Annotated in this window: 14 protein-coding genes; 6 read left to right on the forward strand and 8 right to left on the reverse strand. The window is 65.5% G+C overall.

Translation table 11 applies throughout. The annotated features are described in order from the left end of the window. The first annotated feature begins 146 nt into the window (after nucleotides 1–146). Nucleotides 147–659, forward strand: a complete 513-nt coding sequence (locus tag AC5JJ6_RS21975; RefSeq protein WP_496044109.1) for a cell wall hydrolase — start codon at nucleotides 147–149, stop codon at nucleotides 657–659. Then, a complete protein-coding gene (locus AC5JJ6_RS21980; RefSeq protein ID WP_496044110.1) occupies nucleotides 656–919 on the forward strand; it encodes a 3TM-type holin in 264 nt (87 codons plus the stop codon). The genes AC5JJ6_RS21975 and AC5JJ6_RS21980 overlap by 4 nt, the downstream gene beginning before the upstream one ends. A gap of 129 nt (nucleotides 920–1,048) precedes the next feature. Here AC5JJ6_RS21980 and AC5JJ6_RS21985 read toward each other — a convergent pair whose 3' ends face one another. Beyond that, nucleotides 1,049–1,267 (reverse strand): hypothetical protein, encoded by a 219-nt coding sequence (locus tag AC5JJ6_RS21985; protein ID WP_147040199.1) that lies wholly within the window; start codon nucleotides 1,265–1,267, stop codon nucleotides 1,049–1,051. Nucleotides 1,268–1,615: 348 nt separating this feature from the next. On the opposite strand from AC5JJ6_RS21985, the gene AC5JJ6_RS21990 reads away from it, so the two are divergent. From AC5JJ6_RS21990 to AC5JJ6_RS22000, 3 genes are read left to right on the forward strand one after another with little or no spacing between them, the layout of a single operon-like run. Further along, the gene (locus AC5JJ6_RS21990; RefSeq protein WP_496044120.1) at nucleotides 1,616–1,978 is read left to right on the forward strand and encodes a DUF952 domain-containing protein; all 363 of its coding nucleotides are present in this window, start codon (nucleotides 1,616–1,618) and stop codon (nucleotides 1,976–1,978) included. Further along, nucleotides 1,975–3,048, forward strand: a complete 1,074-nt coding sequence (locus AC5JJ6_RS21995) for a quinone-dependent dihydroorotate dehydrogenase (RefSeq protein WP_496044111.1) — start codon at nucleotides 1,975–1,977, stop codon at nucleotides 3,046–3,048. The genes AC5JJ6_RS21990 and AC5JJ6_RS21995 overlap by 4 nt, the downstream gene beginning before the upstream one ends. Before the next feature lie 31 nt (nucleotides 3,049–3,079). Continuing rightward, complete coding sequence (locus AC5JJ6_RS22000; RefSeq protein WP_496044112.1) at nucleotides 3,080–3,973, forward strand: TIGR01459 family HAD-type hydrolase; 894 nt, start codon at nucleotides 3,080–3,082, stop codon at nucleotides 3,971–3,973. Nucleotides 3,974–4,070: 97 nt separating this feature from the next. On the opposite strand, the gene AC5JJ6_RS22005 is transcribed toward AC5JJ6_RS22000, so the two are convergent. Together AC5JJ6_RS22005 and AC5JJ6_RS22010 are read right to left on the reverse strand one after the other, a co-directional pair. After that, complete coding sequence (locus tag AC5JJ6_RS22005; RefSeq protein WP_496044113.1) at nucleotides 4,071–4,439, reverse strand: ribbon-helix-helix domain-containing protein; 369 nt, start codon at nucleotides 4,437–4,439, stop codon at nucleotides 4,071–4,073. Between the two features lie 285 nt (nucleotides 4,440–4,724). After that, nucleotides 4,725–5,204: a CHAP domain-containing protein gene (locus tag AC5JJ6_RS22010; RefSeq protein ID WP_496044114.1), complete on the reverse strand. Its 480-nt coding sequence runs from the start codon at nucleotides 5,202–5,204 to the stop codon at nucleotides 4,725–4,727. A gap of 355 nt (nucleotides 5,205–5,559) precedes the next feature. Between AC5JJ6_RS22010 and AC5JJ6_RS22015 the strand changes: the two genes are divergently transcribed. Further along, nucleotides 5,560–6,438 carry a transglutaminase family protein gene (locus tag AC5JJ6_RS22015; RefSeq protein ID WP_496044115.1) on the forward strand — a complete coding sequence of 293 codons (879 nt, stop codon included), beginning with the start codon at nucleotides 5,560–5,562 and terminating at the stop codon, nucleotides 6,436–6,438. Here AC5JJ6_RS22015 and AC5JJ6_RS22020 read toward each other — a convergent pair. From AC5JJ6_RS22020 to gpmI, 5 genes are read right to left on the reverse strand one after another with little or no spacing between them, the layout of a single operon-like run. Then, nucleotides 6,425–6,913: an RNA pyrophosphohydrolase gene (locus tag AC5JJ6_RS22020; RefSeq protein WP_496044116.1), complete on the reverse strand. Its 489-nt coding sequence runs from the start codon at nucleotides 6,911–6,913 to the stop codon at nucleotides 6,425–6,427. The genes AC5JJ6_RS22015 and AC5JJ6_RS22020 overlap by 14 nt on opposite strands. A gap of 9 nt (nucleotides 6,914–6,922) precedes the next feature. Further along, nucleotides 6,923–8,212: a divergent polysaccharide deacetylase family protein gene (locus AC5JJ6_RS22025; RefSeq protein WP_496044117.1), complete on the reverse strand. Its 1,290-nt coding sequence runs from the start codon at nucleotides 8,210–8,212 to the stop codon at nucleotides 6,923–6,925. A gap of 16 nt (nucleotides 8,213–8,228) precedes the next feature. Further along, nucleotides 8,229–9,617, reverse strand: a complete 1,389-nt coding sequence (locus tag AC5JJ6_RS22030; protein ID WP_496044121.1) for a S41 family peptidase — start codon at nucleotides 9,615–9,617, stop codon at nucleotides 8,229–8,231. Between the two features lie 3 nt (nucleotides 9,618–9,620). Next, a complete protein-coding gene (locus AC5JJ6_RS22035) occupies nucleotides 9,621–10,967 on the reverse strand; it encodes a murein hydrolase activator EnvC family protein (RefSeq protein WP_496044118.1) in 1,347 nt (448 codons plus the stop codon). Between the two features lie 19 nt (nucleotides 10,968–10,986). Continuing rightward, a complete protein-coding gene (gpmI, locus tag AC5JJ6_RS22040; protein WP_496044119.1) occupies nucleotides 10,987–12,552 on the reverse strand; it encodes a 2,3-bisphosphoglycerate-independent phosphoglycerate mutase in 1,566 nt (521 codons plus the stop codon).

Here is a 12,552-nt window from a genome sequence, read left to right on the forward strand (position 1 = left end):
GCCTATAAGCTGGAAGTCGCCAAGACTTATGTGTCCGTCGGTTACCTCAAGGATATCGAGCGCCGGCTGACCGATCATCTGCTCCGGATCGACGCCAAGCTGGACGGCGCCGCCCTGATCCAGTCCGAGCGGATGGGGGACCGGCGATGAGCGGGCGCAGGTTGACGCCTCAGCCCGATGCCGAGGCTACGGGCGGCGCCGGGCCTGCCGGACCGGGTGCCGATATCGAGCTGTTCGCCCGGACCCTGTGGAGCGAAGCGGCGGGAGAGTCCCTGCGCGGGATCGAGGCCGTGGCCGCCGTCGTGATGAACCGGGCCGCAATGCTGACCGAGGGGGCGATCGACGATGCCTGCCGGAGCTTTGCCTGCTGGAGCCCTGACAATCCCGATCTTGTGCGGATGGCCGGTCTGAAGGCCGGTGCCGGATCGGCGGCGGAACTGCTGTTCACCACCTGCCTGCGCATCGCACGCCGGGCCGTGGCTGGCCTGCTGGAGGACCTGACGGGAGGCGCCACGCATTATCATGACCGTTCGACCCTGCCGGACTGGACCACAGGACGGGAGATGGCGGCGGAGATCGGAAGCCGGCTGTTCTACAAGGGTCTCCCCGACGATGAAGGCGGCCAGGATAAGATCGGCAGGCCGAGGGTGCCGTCATGACCGCGCCGGAAAAAACGTCCGAGGACGCCTATGTCAGCCGGATGCGGCCGACCTTCGGCTACGTCATGGCGCTGACATGGCTGGCTCAGATGGGGGCGATCGCCTGGGTGATCGTGGCCGATCCGGTCCAGGCCAACCTGATCATCACGGCGATGGCATCGCTCGGTACGATCTGGTCGGTCGGGCTCAGCGTGCTCGGCATCTATGTCTACAGGCGCTCCGGGGACAAGCGTGCGTCGGCTCGCAGACCGGAGCGGTGACAAGTAAAACTGGACTATAGTTAGAAGTTGAGAATATTTCCCGTCCCCGGCCGTCACGACGCCGGGGGCGGGAGATGCTTTTTACATGTATGGCGGGAGCGAGCGGCTGGGGCGCCCGGCATCGGCCGCTTAGTTCTCCTCGTTGATCATCGCCTGGTAGATCTTCCAGGCAGTCTCGACGCTGACATGGCCGGAGCGCGCGCCTGCGGTCAGCATCGCTGTCGTCGGCTTGATCGGAACCGTAGTCAGTCCCTGTTCGCCCATCGTCTCCACCACAGTCAGTGCATAGTCCATGGCGTTGCTCGTGGGGCGCTTATCTTCGACCGGTAACCTCAGTACTGAATCCATGGTGTCCTCCGTTGGTTTGATATTCCATAGGCAAGATCAATGCCAACTTTGGGAGAAATTTAGTTACCGGGTTTGCGAATGGAAAAAGCTCTGCCGATCAGCCACTTATTGAGACGTTATGCTATAATGGGTATGCCATAAGCCATATAATATGCAGCTGCGGTTAGATTAGCGTCTCGCAACGATTTGCAAATTGCCGATGGCTTGGCACGTTGCTTCTCGCATTCTGCGAAAAATTGCTTTCGCAACGAATTGGGGCGCCCTTCGCGTAACGAATGGCCGCAGGTGCTTCATCAAGCTGTCGCGGTCTTTAATGCGGGAGCGGTTTCCGCTAGTGTCCCGGCCATGATCAGCGACACCGTCATCCATCATATGTGCCGGGAGGAGGAGTGGGCGGCAGCCCGGCTTTCCGGCAGCTATCCCGGCTCCTCCCAGGATGCCGCCGACGGCTTCATCCATTTCTCGACAGCGTCCCAGATCGTCGAAAGCGCCGCGAAGCATCGTGCCGGCCAGGCCGGCCTCGTGCTGCTGAGCGTCGACGCGGCCCGGCTCGGCGCTGCCCTGAAGTGGGAGCCGTCGCGCGGCGGCGAGCTTTTCCCCCATCTTTACGGACCGCTTGCCGTCGGCGCGGTGACGGCGGTGGACCCGCTGCCGCTCGGCCCCGACGGCAGGCAGGTCTTTCCCCCATCAATCCAAGGCCGTCCCGATTGATCGACCTTTACCCGATCGCGGGTCCGCTGCTGCGGCGGCTGGACCCGGAAACCGCCCATGGCGTCACCGTGGCGGCGTTGAAGAGCGGCTTGGCGCCGCGCTCCCGGATGCGGGACGACCCGATCCTGCGATCCACGCTCTGGGGGCTGGACTTCGCCAACCCGGTCGGGCTGGCCGCCGGGTTCGACAAGAACGCGGAGGTGGCCGACGCCATGCTGGCGCAGGGCTTCGGCTTCGTCGAGATCGGCAGCGTGACGCCGCGCCCGCAGGCCGGCAATCCGCGTCCGCGTGTCTTCCGCGTGCCGGAAGCGGGAGCGCTGATAAACCGCTACGGTTTCAACAACGATGGGCTGGATGCCATCGCCGGACGGCTGGAGGCTCGGCTCGGCCGGCCGGGACTGGTCGGCGCCAACGTCGGCAAGAACAAGGAAACGGCGGATGCCGCCGCCGACTACGTCATCGGCATCCGCCGGCTGGCTCCCCTGGCGTCGTATCTGGTGATCAACGTCTCCTCTCCCAACACGCCGGGCTTGCGCACCCTTCAGGGGCGGGAGCCGTTGGCCGAACTGCTCGGCAGGTCGCTCGACGCGCGCGGCGAGGCGGTTCCGGCACCGGCCAAGGCGCCGCCGCTGCTGCTCAAGATAGCGCCCGACCTGACCGAGGAAGACAAGCGGGACATCGCCGAGGTGGCCCTGTCCAGCGGCATCGACGGGCTGATCGTATCCAACACGACCCTTGCCCGCCCGCCCGAACTGCCGGCAGCCGTTGCCGGCGAGGCCGGGGGGCTCAGCGGCATTCCCGTTCGGGCCGCATCGACTGCCGTGCTGAAGGACATGTACCGCCTGACCGGCGGTAGGATACCGCTGATCGGCTGCGGCGGAATCTCGTCCGGGCGGGATGCCTATGACAAGGTCCGCGCCGGTGCGTCGCTGGTCCAGCTCTATACGGCGCTGGTCTATCATGGCCCGCGACTGGTCGAGGAGATCAGGCGCGACCTCGCAACACTGCTGCGCACCGACGGTTTTACCTGCTTGCGGGATGCCGTGGGGGCCGACCACCGCCCGGGATGAGCCCAGGCTTTTCCCCAGATCAAGGGACGACATGACTTCGCAGGACACTTCTAAAGCGCTTCCGGTATTCAACGGCATTTCCGGACTGGCGGACCGTTATGACGGCTATATCCTCGACCTGTGGGGGGTTCTGCATAACGGTGTCGAGCCGTATCCGGGCGTCATCGACTGCCTGGATCGGCTCCGGGCCGCCGGCAAGAAGGTCTGCCTGCTGTCCAATGCGCCGCGCCGCTGCGCCTCGGTCACGGAAAAGCTGTCCGGCATGGGCATCACGCCGGATCATTACGATCACTTGATGACGTCCGGCGAGGCCACCCACGAGGCCCTGATCGATCCCCCGGACGAGTGGCATGCGGCATTGGGCAAGCGGTGCCTGCATATCGGGCCGCCGCGCGACAAGGACGTGTTCGAGGATATCGGGCTGGAGATGGTCGAAGACCCGGCCGATGCGACCTTCGTGGTGAACACCGGGATCGACGATTTCGACGAGACGATCGCCGACTACGATCCGGTCCTGAAGGCCTGCGCCGCCCGGTCGCTGCCGATGGTCTGCGCCAATCCAGACTTGGTCGTGGTCGTCGGCACGAAGATGGCGATCTGCGCCGGTATGCTGGCGCAACGTTACGAGGAACTGGGTGGATCGGTCCGTTACCATGGCAAGCCGCATGCCCCGGTCTACCGGCGCTGCTTCGACCTGCTCGACATCCATGATCGCCGGCGGATCGTCGCCGTCGGCGACAGCTTCCGTACCGATGTCGCGGGGGCCAATGCCGCCGGGATCGACGCGGTGCTGGTCACCAGCGGTATCCACCTGGAAGAACTGGCGACGGCCTGGGGCGAGCATCCGGACCCCCGGAAGCTCGCAGCGGCAGCGGCAGCCAGCGGCCATATCCCAGTCGCAGCGATCCCCCACTTCCGTTGGTAAGTGAGGGGTGCCGGTAAGTCACGGCCGGCCGGTCATGCCTTCACTTGCATGACCTGCCGGCCCCGAGGCGGTCGCCGGAACGGCAACCGTTCAGCGGCTATTGCTTGAGGGCACCGACGGTGTCCAGAGCGGCGCTCATCAGGGAACTGGGTTCGATCGTTTCCAACGCCCCCGGCTCGGCCAATGCGTCGAAATTCGACTCCTCGGCGAAACCGCATTTGGCAACGTTGTTCTGCGCTGCGTCGCGATAGTAGCAGATAATGAACACGCGGATGGCTGCGGTCAGATTGGTGTCCGCCCGCTTTTCGTCAATGATCGTAATGATCTCATTGATCGTGTGGTCTTCGCGACGGCAGATGTCCGTCAAGGAAGTCCACATGACCTGTTCCATTCGGATGCTTGTCCGGCGTCCTGACACCGTAACATTGCGGCATATCAATGCCGTATTCAAATTAGCTTCATGCATTGGTACCACCACCGCCTCGTTGACGACTATACATACGGCAACATCGATATTCCTTTGGTACTATGCACACGCCCGTATGGCAATCCGGAAAGTTCTATGCAGAAGCAATACCCCTAAAAATGACACAGGTGGATCGCCATCAGGATAGTTGACGACGCACGTAAACGGATCCGCCGGGCGGCTCCTCTCGGAGTGCCCGGTTCATATGCTGCTTATTCCGATCTCGACCGATACGGGTGCCGGTGACAGAGAGGGCGGAACCGGTTCGGACGTCGAGAAGCCGGATCAGGGTTCCAGAACGGGAGAAGGCGACCGGGGATGGATGAAGCCGTTGGTCGCGTAAGGCTTTCCGAAGCTCATGCTTGGCCTGTGCATGACGCGGACGGAGGTCCAATCGTTGTTCGCGGAGACGTCCTCGACCAGATCGGTCGATACGCGTCCCTTCATGCCGTCGCGGGGAGCCCAGTTGGCATGTTCGATCCGAATGGTCCGGCGGTCGACGACCTCCCTCACGACGGCGACATGGCCTGCCGGCATCGCCTTGGTCCGCTGGAACACCAGAACGGAACTCCGCTGGGGCCGGTGGCCCATGTTGTAGCGGCCCTTGGCGTTGTTCCACCACATCCAGGCGTTGCCGGAAATAGCGATCGAACTGACCTGTTTGACGTACTGAACGCAATTCACATAGCTGGCGAATGCGGGAGGTGTCGGCAGTACGAACAGAAGCAATAAAGCCGCTGAAACCATGCGTGCAAACCGGCTCATGCGCGTCGTCACTCCGTCCCTTGTCTTCGCAGCCGAGTTAAAATGAAAGCGGGGCGGTATCCAATCAAAAAGTCACAGCAGCGACAATTTTCATGTGGATAACTTTGATCAACAAAAATTTTGGAGATACAGGTAAATTTGCCGCGCATATACATACTGATCTGTATATGGATCTACTGATTGTTCGTGGGGCTATACTGAGTTTTCCAGATCAAGCTTTGGTCGGCATGCCGCACACACCGGGTTTTGTTACAAACGGTGAAAGGGGGAGGATTGCATCGGAACCTTTGCGCACGGCACCGCGTTGATGCCCCGCCCGCGCCCTTTCGGGTTCAGGTTCCAAGGTGTGATTATCATGACTGTCCTCAAGGTCAACCACGTGACCGTCTACCGCTATGCCAAGCCGGTCCGGCTGGGTGACCACAGGCTCATGTTCAGGCCACGGGACAGCCACGACATGCGGTTGCTCGATACCCGCATGGTGATCAGTCCGCCGGCGAAGAAGATCCGCTGGATGCACGATGTCTTCGGCAATTCCATCGCGATCTGCTCGTTCGACCGGTCCACCACGGAACTGCGGTTCGAAAGCCGGATACGACTCGACCACTTCGGATTGTCCAACCCGGACTTTCCGATCGAGGAGTATGCAAGGACATACCCGTTCTCCTACTCCTCCGACGAAATCCCCGACTTGGGCCGGACGACCGAGCGTCACTTTCCCGATCCCGACCACAAGGTCGACGAATGGGCCAAGCAGTTCATCCGCACCGACGGACCGACCGAAACCCAGGACATGCTGGTCGCGCTGACCCGCACGATCAAGGACAGCTTCGAGTACGAGGGGCGGACCGCCGCCGGCACCCAGTCGCCGGTCGAGACGCTGGAGAAGAACACCGGGTCGTGCCGCGACTTCGCCCTGCTGATGATGGAAGCGGCCCGCACGCTGGGCTTCGCGGCGCGGTTCGTCTCCGGCTATCTCTACGACCCCGCCGTCGACGGCGATCCGGAAAGCAGGGTCGGCGGCGGCGCCACCCATGCCTGGGTGCAGATCTACCTTCCCGGCGCCGGCTGGGTCGAGTTCGACCCGACCAACGGGATCGTCGGCGGCGCCGGCTTGATCCGGGTCGCCGTCACCCGCGATCCGGCGCAGGCCGTCCCGCTCAGCGGCGACTGGTTCGGCGCCGCCGAGGACTTCCTGGGCATGGATGTCGAGGTGATGGTTACGTCGGAGTGATGCGCGGAGCGAGCAGCGGCTGGAACTCCGCGACCACCGCCTCGTAGATCTCGCGCTTGAACGGCACGATCCGCTCGACGAGCTGATCCGGCTCGACCCACTGCCACGCGTCGAACTCCGGGTGGTCGGTGGCGAGGTCGATATCGGCGTCGGTGCCGGTGAAGCGGGCCAGCACCCATTTCTGTTTCTGGCCGCGATACTTGCCCTTCCAGACCTTGCCGATCAGGTGGGCCGGCAGGTCGTAGCGCAGCCATCCCTCCGTCTCGCCGACGATCTCGGCCGCATTGGTGCCGATCTCCTCCAGCAGCTCGCGCATTGCCGCCTGACGCGGCGATTCGCCATCGTCGATGCCGCCCTGCGGCATCTGCCACGCGTCCGGCGTGTCCAGCCTGCGGCCGACGAAGACGCGGCCTTGGCCGTCCGTCAGCATGATCCCGACGCAGGGCCGGTAGGGAAGCTTGTCCGCTTTGCTCATTGTTCTTCCTTACCGGTCCGCCTGCTTGTTGACGAGGGCCGTTATGGGGGCCAGCACGATGCCTTTGGCCTCCAGGGTTGCGATCCACTGGCTCAGTTGATCCAGCGTGACGGGATAGGCCGAAGCGATGCCGACGGCGGCGCCGTCCAGCCTTGCCGCTTCTTCCAGGTTGCGAAGCTGGGCCTCGATCGCGGATTTGGAGGGGACGGCGTCGATGAAGCCGTCCCCGATAGCCCTGGGCAAACCGATCTTGGTCGCTTCGCGCGCCGCCGGGCTGCGGGCTCCGGCCTGGGCGTCCAGGAACATCAGGCCGCGCCGGTTCACTTCCGTCAGGATGGGGCGGATGCTGTCAGGCGTTCCGCCGAAGCGCGATCCCGACAGCGAGGTCACGCCGACATACCCGGATACACGGCCCAGCGTGCTCAGCAGGCGCTGCTGATTCTTGTCGGGATCGAGCGATACCAGCATGGTATTGGGACCGGGATCGTTGCGCGGGAAGTCCGCCGGTTCCATCGGCAGTTCCAGCATGACCTCGTGACCCAGCCGGCGCGCCTGATCGACCCAGACGCCGAGCTGATCCGCCGCCGGCGAGAAGGCCAGCGTCACGGCGCCCGGAAGCCCTTCGATCGCGCGGGCGGTCGCATTGGCGGAAATGCCCATGGGACCGACCACCATGGCGATGCGCGGCCGCTTGTCGTCGTGGAAGAACGGCCGGGCATAGGTCTGCCACGGCGTCCGTCCGTCGGCGCCGATGCGGGGCAGGGGACCTCGCGGCGAGTCCTCGATCAGGCCGGCTGCCGGGGCCGGGACCATCGGCACCGGGTCATAGGGGGAATTGACGCTGGGCGCCGCCGCCTTCGCCGTATCGTTGTGGACGATGCCGCCGCTGTCGGGGGAGAGCACCGGGACGACGATCCGGGGGATCGCCGCCTCGAGTTCCTGCTCCGTCTCCTCGGCGCCGGTATATAGCCAGGCGGCGATGCCTGCCGTGCCGAACAGCGGCAGGACCAGGGCCATCGCCATCGCCGCCTTGCGCAAGCGCTGCGATTTCGCGCCGGCCTTGGCCTTCCCGACGGCGGAGCCCATGACGGTCTTGATCCGCCGGGTGACCAGATTGCGCTCGACTCCGGTGTCGATTTCGGTCGACAGCGTCCGCTCGCCGTCGACCGGTGCCGCCAGACCTTTCTTCCGCTTGGGCTTCAGCTTTTGGAAAGCCTGTGCCACGGAGCGGCGAATGGCGGAGACGTCGATGGCGAACTTGGCTTTCGAGGGAGCCTTCTTTGCGGCTGCGGTTGCCATCGACGCTCTTCGGGCCTCAGTTGGCGGCGCGGGTGTTGAACAGGGAAACGCCCCGGATCAGGTCGAGCGCGCGGGCGAGCTGGTAGTCGAACTGGTCGGCTGCCGCCGCCGTCGCGGGATCGCCTTCCTGGCCCTGCGGAGCCTGGGCGCCGGGAGCGGGCGCGGGGGCCGCACCGGGGGCGGGGGCGGGGGCGGCGCCCGGAGCCGGAGCGGGCGGCGCGGTCTGCGGCGCAGGACGGGCCGGCTGGCTGTTCGGCGTGTCGTTGCGAAGAGCGCCGCGCAGATCGGCTTCGCGGCGCCGGATCCCCTGTGCGATCTCCTCGACCTTGGCCGGCTGGACCTCGATATCCGGGCTGATGCCGAGCGCCTGGATCGAGCGGCCCGACGGGGTGTAGTAGCGGGCCGTCGTCAGGCGCATGGCGCCGTGGCCGGGCAGCGGGATGATGGTCTGGACGGAGCCCTTGCCGAAGCTCTGGGTGCCCAGCACGATGGCGCGGTGGTGGTCCTGGAGCGCTCCGGCGACGATTTCCGAGGCGGAGGCCGAGCCGCCGTTGATCAGCACGACCATCGGCTTGCCCTTGGCGAGGTCGCCGGACTTGGCGTTGTAGCGCTGGCCGTCTTCCGGCTTGCGGCCACGGGTGGAGACGATCTCGCCCTTGTCCAGGAAGGTATCGGACACCGAGATCGCCTGGTCGAGCAGGCCGCCGGGGTTGTTGCGGAGGTCCAGCACATAGCCGGTCAGCTTGTCGCTGCCGATCTCCTTCTGGAGCCGGTCGACCGCCCGTTCCAGGCCGGTCTGGGTCTGTTCGTTGAAGGTGGTGACCCGGATATAGCCGACATCGCCTTCCTGGCGGTAGCGGACGGACTGGATCTTGATGGTGTCGCGGGTGATCGCGACGTCGAACGGCTCCGACGCCTCGCCGCGCCGGATCGTGACCTTGATGTCGCTGCCGACAGGCCCGCGCATCTTTTCGACGGCGTCGGCAAGGCTCATGCCGGAGATCGCTTCGCCGTCCAGGTGGGTGATCAGGTCGCCGGGCTGGAGACCGGCGCGGAAGGCCGGAGTGTCGTCGATCGGCGACACGACCTTGATCAGGCCGTTCTCCATCGTGACTTCAATGCCAAGGCCGCCGAACTCGCCGCGCGTCTGGACCTGCATGTCCTGGAAGCTCTTGCGGTTCAGATAGCTGGAATGTGGGTCGAGCGCCGTCAGCATGCCGTTGATGGCGGTTTCGATCAGTTGCTCGTCGGTCACCGGCTCGACATATTCGGACCGGACGCGTTCGAACACATCGCCGAACAGGTTGAGCTGCCGATAGGTTTCCGAAGTGTTGGTTTCGGCAATGGCGCAGGCCGGCGCTAGGAACAGAACGCCCGCGAGGGCGGCAGCACTGATCGTCTTCATCATCTAACCTTGTCCTTTGCCATCGGAAGCGGGGAGACCGCGCTGCGGATTGATGGGCTGACCGTTCCGTCGCAGCTCGAAATAGAGATCCGGGTTACCGTCCGCCGGGGTTCCCATGATTCCAAGGGGCTCCCCCGCCAGTACGCGTTGACCAACCTTGGTGTCGATACGGCCAAGTCCTGCGATAAGACTATGATATCCATTGGGATGTTCAACGATCAAGATCAGCCCGTAGCCCCGGAACGGCCCGGCGAACATGACCGAACCGGCCGACGGCGCCACGACCTGGGCGCCCGGACGTGACGTCACGGTCAAACCCCGGCTGGTGACGCCGAACTTGTCGGCCTCGCCGTAGCGGGTGGTGACCTGTCCCGCCACCGGCAGGCGCTGAACCTCGTCCTTGGAGTCGGGCGGTGCGGGAGGACGGGCGGCGGCGGCAAGCTCGCGCTCCCGCGCTTCCGCCGCGGCGGCCTCGCGCGCCGCTTTTTCCCGCTCGGCCTTTTCGGTGGCGGCTTTCTCGCGGGCAAGTGCGGCCGCCTTGGCGGCGGCTTCGGCCTTGCGGCGCTCCTCCGCCCTGCGGCGTTCCTCGGCCTCGCGCTTCTCGCGCTCGATCCGCTCCCGCTCCATCTTTTCCAGAAGGGTGCGCAGGTCCTTGGCCTCGTTGCCGAGGCTGGCCATGCGGTCCGCCACCTGCTCGCGCTCGGCCTGGGTCCGCTCCTGAAGCTCCTGCCGCCGCTCGACCAGCTTGGCGATGTCGCCCTGGCGCGACGCAAGGTCGGCACGGGCCTTCTCCGCCTGGGCGCGGCGTTCGGCCAGATGGGTGCGGAGATCAGCGAACTGCTGGAGCGCGCCCGCCAGCGCTTCGGCTCGGTCGCGCAGGATGGGCACGGCGGAACGCAGCAGGAGTGCGCTGCGCAGCGTGTCGACCGGCGATTCCGGCCGTGCGATCATCGCTTCGGGCGGGATGCGGGACAAGCGCTGGAGGGCGCCCAGCAGTTCGGAGATCTGGGCCTTGTCGGCGTCCAGCTTGGCGGCCTGAACGCGTTCTTCCGCTTCCATCGCGCGGAGCGTTTCTTCCAGCCCGGTCAACTCGTTCTCGAGCCGGGTGGCCTCGTCGGCGGTCTGGACCAGGCGGGTGCGGAGCGAGGCCAGTTCCCGCTCCAGCGCCTCGGACGAACGGGCCAGTTCCGCGTCGCGCTTGCGGCTGGCTTCGAGCTGGCGCTCGACCTCCGTCAGGGCGTTCTGGGATTGCTGCTGCTGGGCTTGCGGCTGCTTCTGGGCCTGAGCCGAGGCGGCAGGAACCCACGCCGCAGGGGCCGTCAGGGCGCCGAGGAGGGCAGCCGTCGCCAATGCCGCCCTCCTCATGCGCCTATTCCGCGGCGCGCCGCGCGGAATCGCGGCGGATCAGGGTTTGGCCGGTCATTTCCACCGGCTTGGGCAGGCCCATCAGGTCCAGCATGGTCGGTGCTATGTCGGCCAACTTGCCGTCGTTGAGCGCCACCGCGTCCGCCGGGCCGTTGACCAGCATCAGCGGCACGAGGTTGAGGGTATGGGCGGTGTGCGGACCGCCGGTGACGGGATCGCGCATCATCTCGCAGTTGCCGTGATCGGCGGTCACCAGCAGCACGCCGCCCTGGTGGGTGACCGCCTCGACCAGCCGGCCCAGGCATGCGTCGACCGCTTCCACCGCCTTGATCGCGGCGGACAGGATGCCGGAATGGCCTACCATGTCGGGGTTGGCGAAGTTGATCACCAGCATGTCGAACTTGCCGGTCTCGACGGCGGCGACCGCCTTGTCCGCCAGTTCCGGCGCCGACATCTCCGGCTGGAGGTCGTAAGTCGCGACCTTGGGGGAGGGCACCATGATGCGCTCCTCGCCCGGATAGACCTTTTCCTCGCCGCCGTTGAAGAAGAAGGTGACGTGCGGATACTTCTCCGTCTCCGCCATGCGGAGCTGGGTCAGGCCGGCGTCGGACACCACCTTGCCCAGGACGTTGGTCAGCTCCTTGGGCGGGAAGATCGCCGTCAGGTACTCGTTCAGTTCGGTCGAGTACTCGACCATGCCGGTCGCGGCGGCGAAGCGGATCGGGTTGCGCCGGTCGAAGCCCTTGAAGGCGGGGTCGAGCAGGGCCATCAGGATCTCTCGCGCGCGGTCGGCGCGGAAGTTGACCATCAGCACGCCGTCGCCGTCCTTGGCGCCGGTATAGCCGCCGATCACGGTCGGCAGGACGAACTCGTCGCCGGTATCCGCCGCGTAGGCCTGATCGATCGCGGCGATCGGGTCGGGCGCTTCCAGGCCTTGCGCGGCAATGATGGCGTTATAGGCCCGCTCCACCCGTTCCCAGCGCTTGTCGCGGTCCATCGCGTAGTAGCGGCCGTCGATCGTGCCGAAGCTGACGCCGGGGAGGCCGGCAATGTCCTTCAGGAATTCCGATACCTGTTCGCGGGCGCTGCGCGGCGGCACGTCGCGGCCGTCGAGGAAGCCGTGGATGACGACCGGCACCTGGGCGGCGCTGAGCGCCTTCGCCAATGCTGCGAAATGGGACTGGTGGCTATGAACGCCGCCGGGCGACAACAGGCCCAGCAGATGGGCGGAGCCGCCGGATTGCTTGAGGGCCGCGATGAAGCCGTTCATCGCCGGATTATGGTTCAGCTCGCCTTCGGCGAAGGCCTTGTCGATCATCGGCAAGTCCTGGAACACGACCCGGCCGGCGCCCAGGTTCATGTGTCCGACTTCGGAGTTGCCGATCTGGCCGTGGGGCAGGCCGACATCCTCTTCCGAGGCGTGCAGGAAAGCGTGGGGGCTGGCCGCCCAGAGACGATCGAAAACGGGTGTGTTGCCCTGGGCCACGGCGTTGTCGGCCGGGTCCTCGCGATAGCCCCAGCCATCGAGAACGCAGAGAACGACGGGACGGGGGCGTTTATTATCGGTCAT

The sequence above is a fragment of the Skermanella sp. genome, assembly GCF_059503625.1.

Excerpts from the sequence above, each read along its gene's own strand:
- AC5JJ6_RS21975 (WP_496044109.1), top strand. The coding sequence starts at position 147 with ATGAGCGGGCGCAGGTTGACGCCTCAGCCCGATGCCGAGGCTACGGGC.
- AC5JJ6_RS21980 (WP_496044110.1), top strand. The coding sequence starts at position 656 with ATGACCGCGCCGGAAAAAACGTCCGAGGACGCCTATGTCAGCCGGATG.
- AC5JJ6_RS21985 (WP_147040199.1), bottom strand. The coding sequence starts at position 1,267 with ATGGATTCAGTACTGAGGTTACCGGTCGAAGATAAGCGCCCCACGAGC.
- AC5JJ6_RS22000 (WP_496044112.1), top strand. The coding sequence starts at position 3,080 with ATGACTTCGCAGGACACTTCTAAAGCGCTTCCGGTATTCAACGGCATT.
- AC5JJ6_RS22005 (WP_496044113.1), bottom strand. The coding sequence starts at position 4,439 with ATGCATGAAGCTAATTTGAATACGGCATTGATATGCCGCAATGTTACG.
- AC5JJ6_RS22010 (WP_496044114.1), bottom strand. The coding sequence starts at position 5,204 with ATGAGCCGGTTTGCACGCATGGTTTCAGCGGCTTTATTGCTTCTGTTC.
- AC5JJ6_RS22015 (WP_496044115.1), top strand. The coding sequence starts at position 5,560 with ATGACTGTCCTCAAGGTCAACCACGTGACCGTCTACCGCTATGCCAAG.
- AC5JJ6_RS22020 (WP_496044116.1), bottom strand. The coding sequence starts at position 6,913 with ATGAGCAAAGCGGACAAGCTTCCCTACCGGCCCTGCGTCGGGATCATG.
- AC5JJ6_RS22025 (WP_496044117.1), bottom strand. The coding sequence starts at position 8,212 with ATGGCAACCGCAGCCGCAAAGAAGGCTCCCTCGAAAGCCAAGTTCGCC.
- AC5JJ6_RS22030 (WP_496044121.1), bottom strand. The coding sequence starts at position 9,617 with ATGAAGACGATCAGTGCTGCCGCCCTCGCGGGCGTTCTGTTCCTAGCG.
- gpmI (WP_496044119.1), bottom strand. The coding sequence starts at position 12,552 with ATGACCGATAATAAACGCCCCCGTCCCGTCGTTCTCTGCGTTCTCGAT.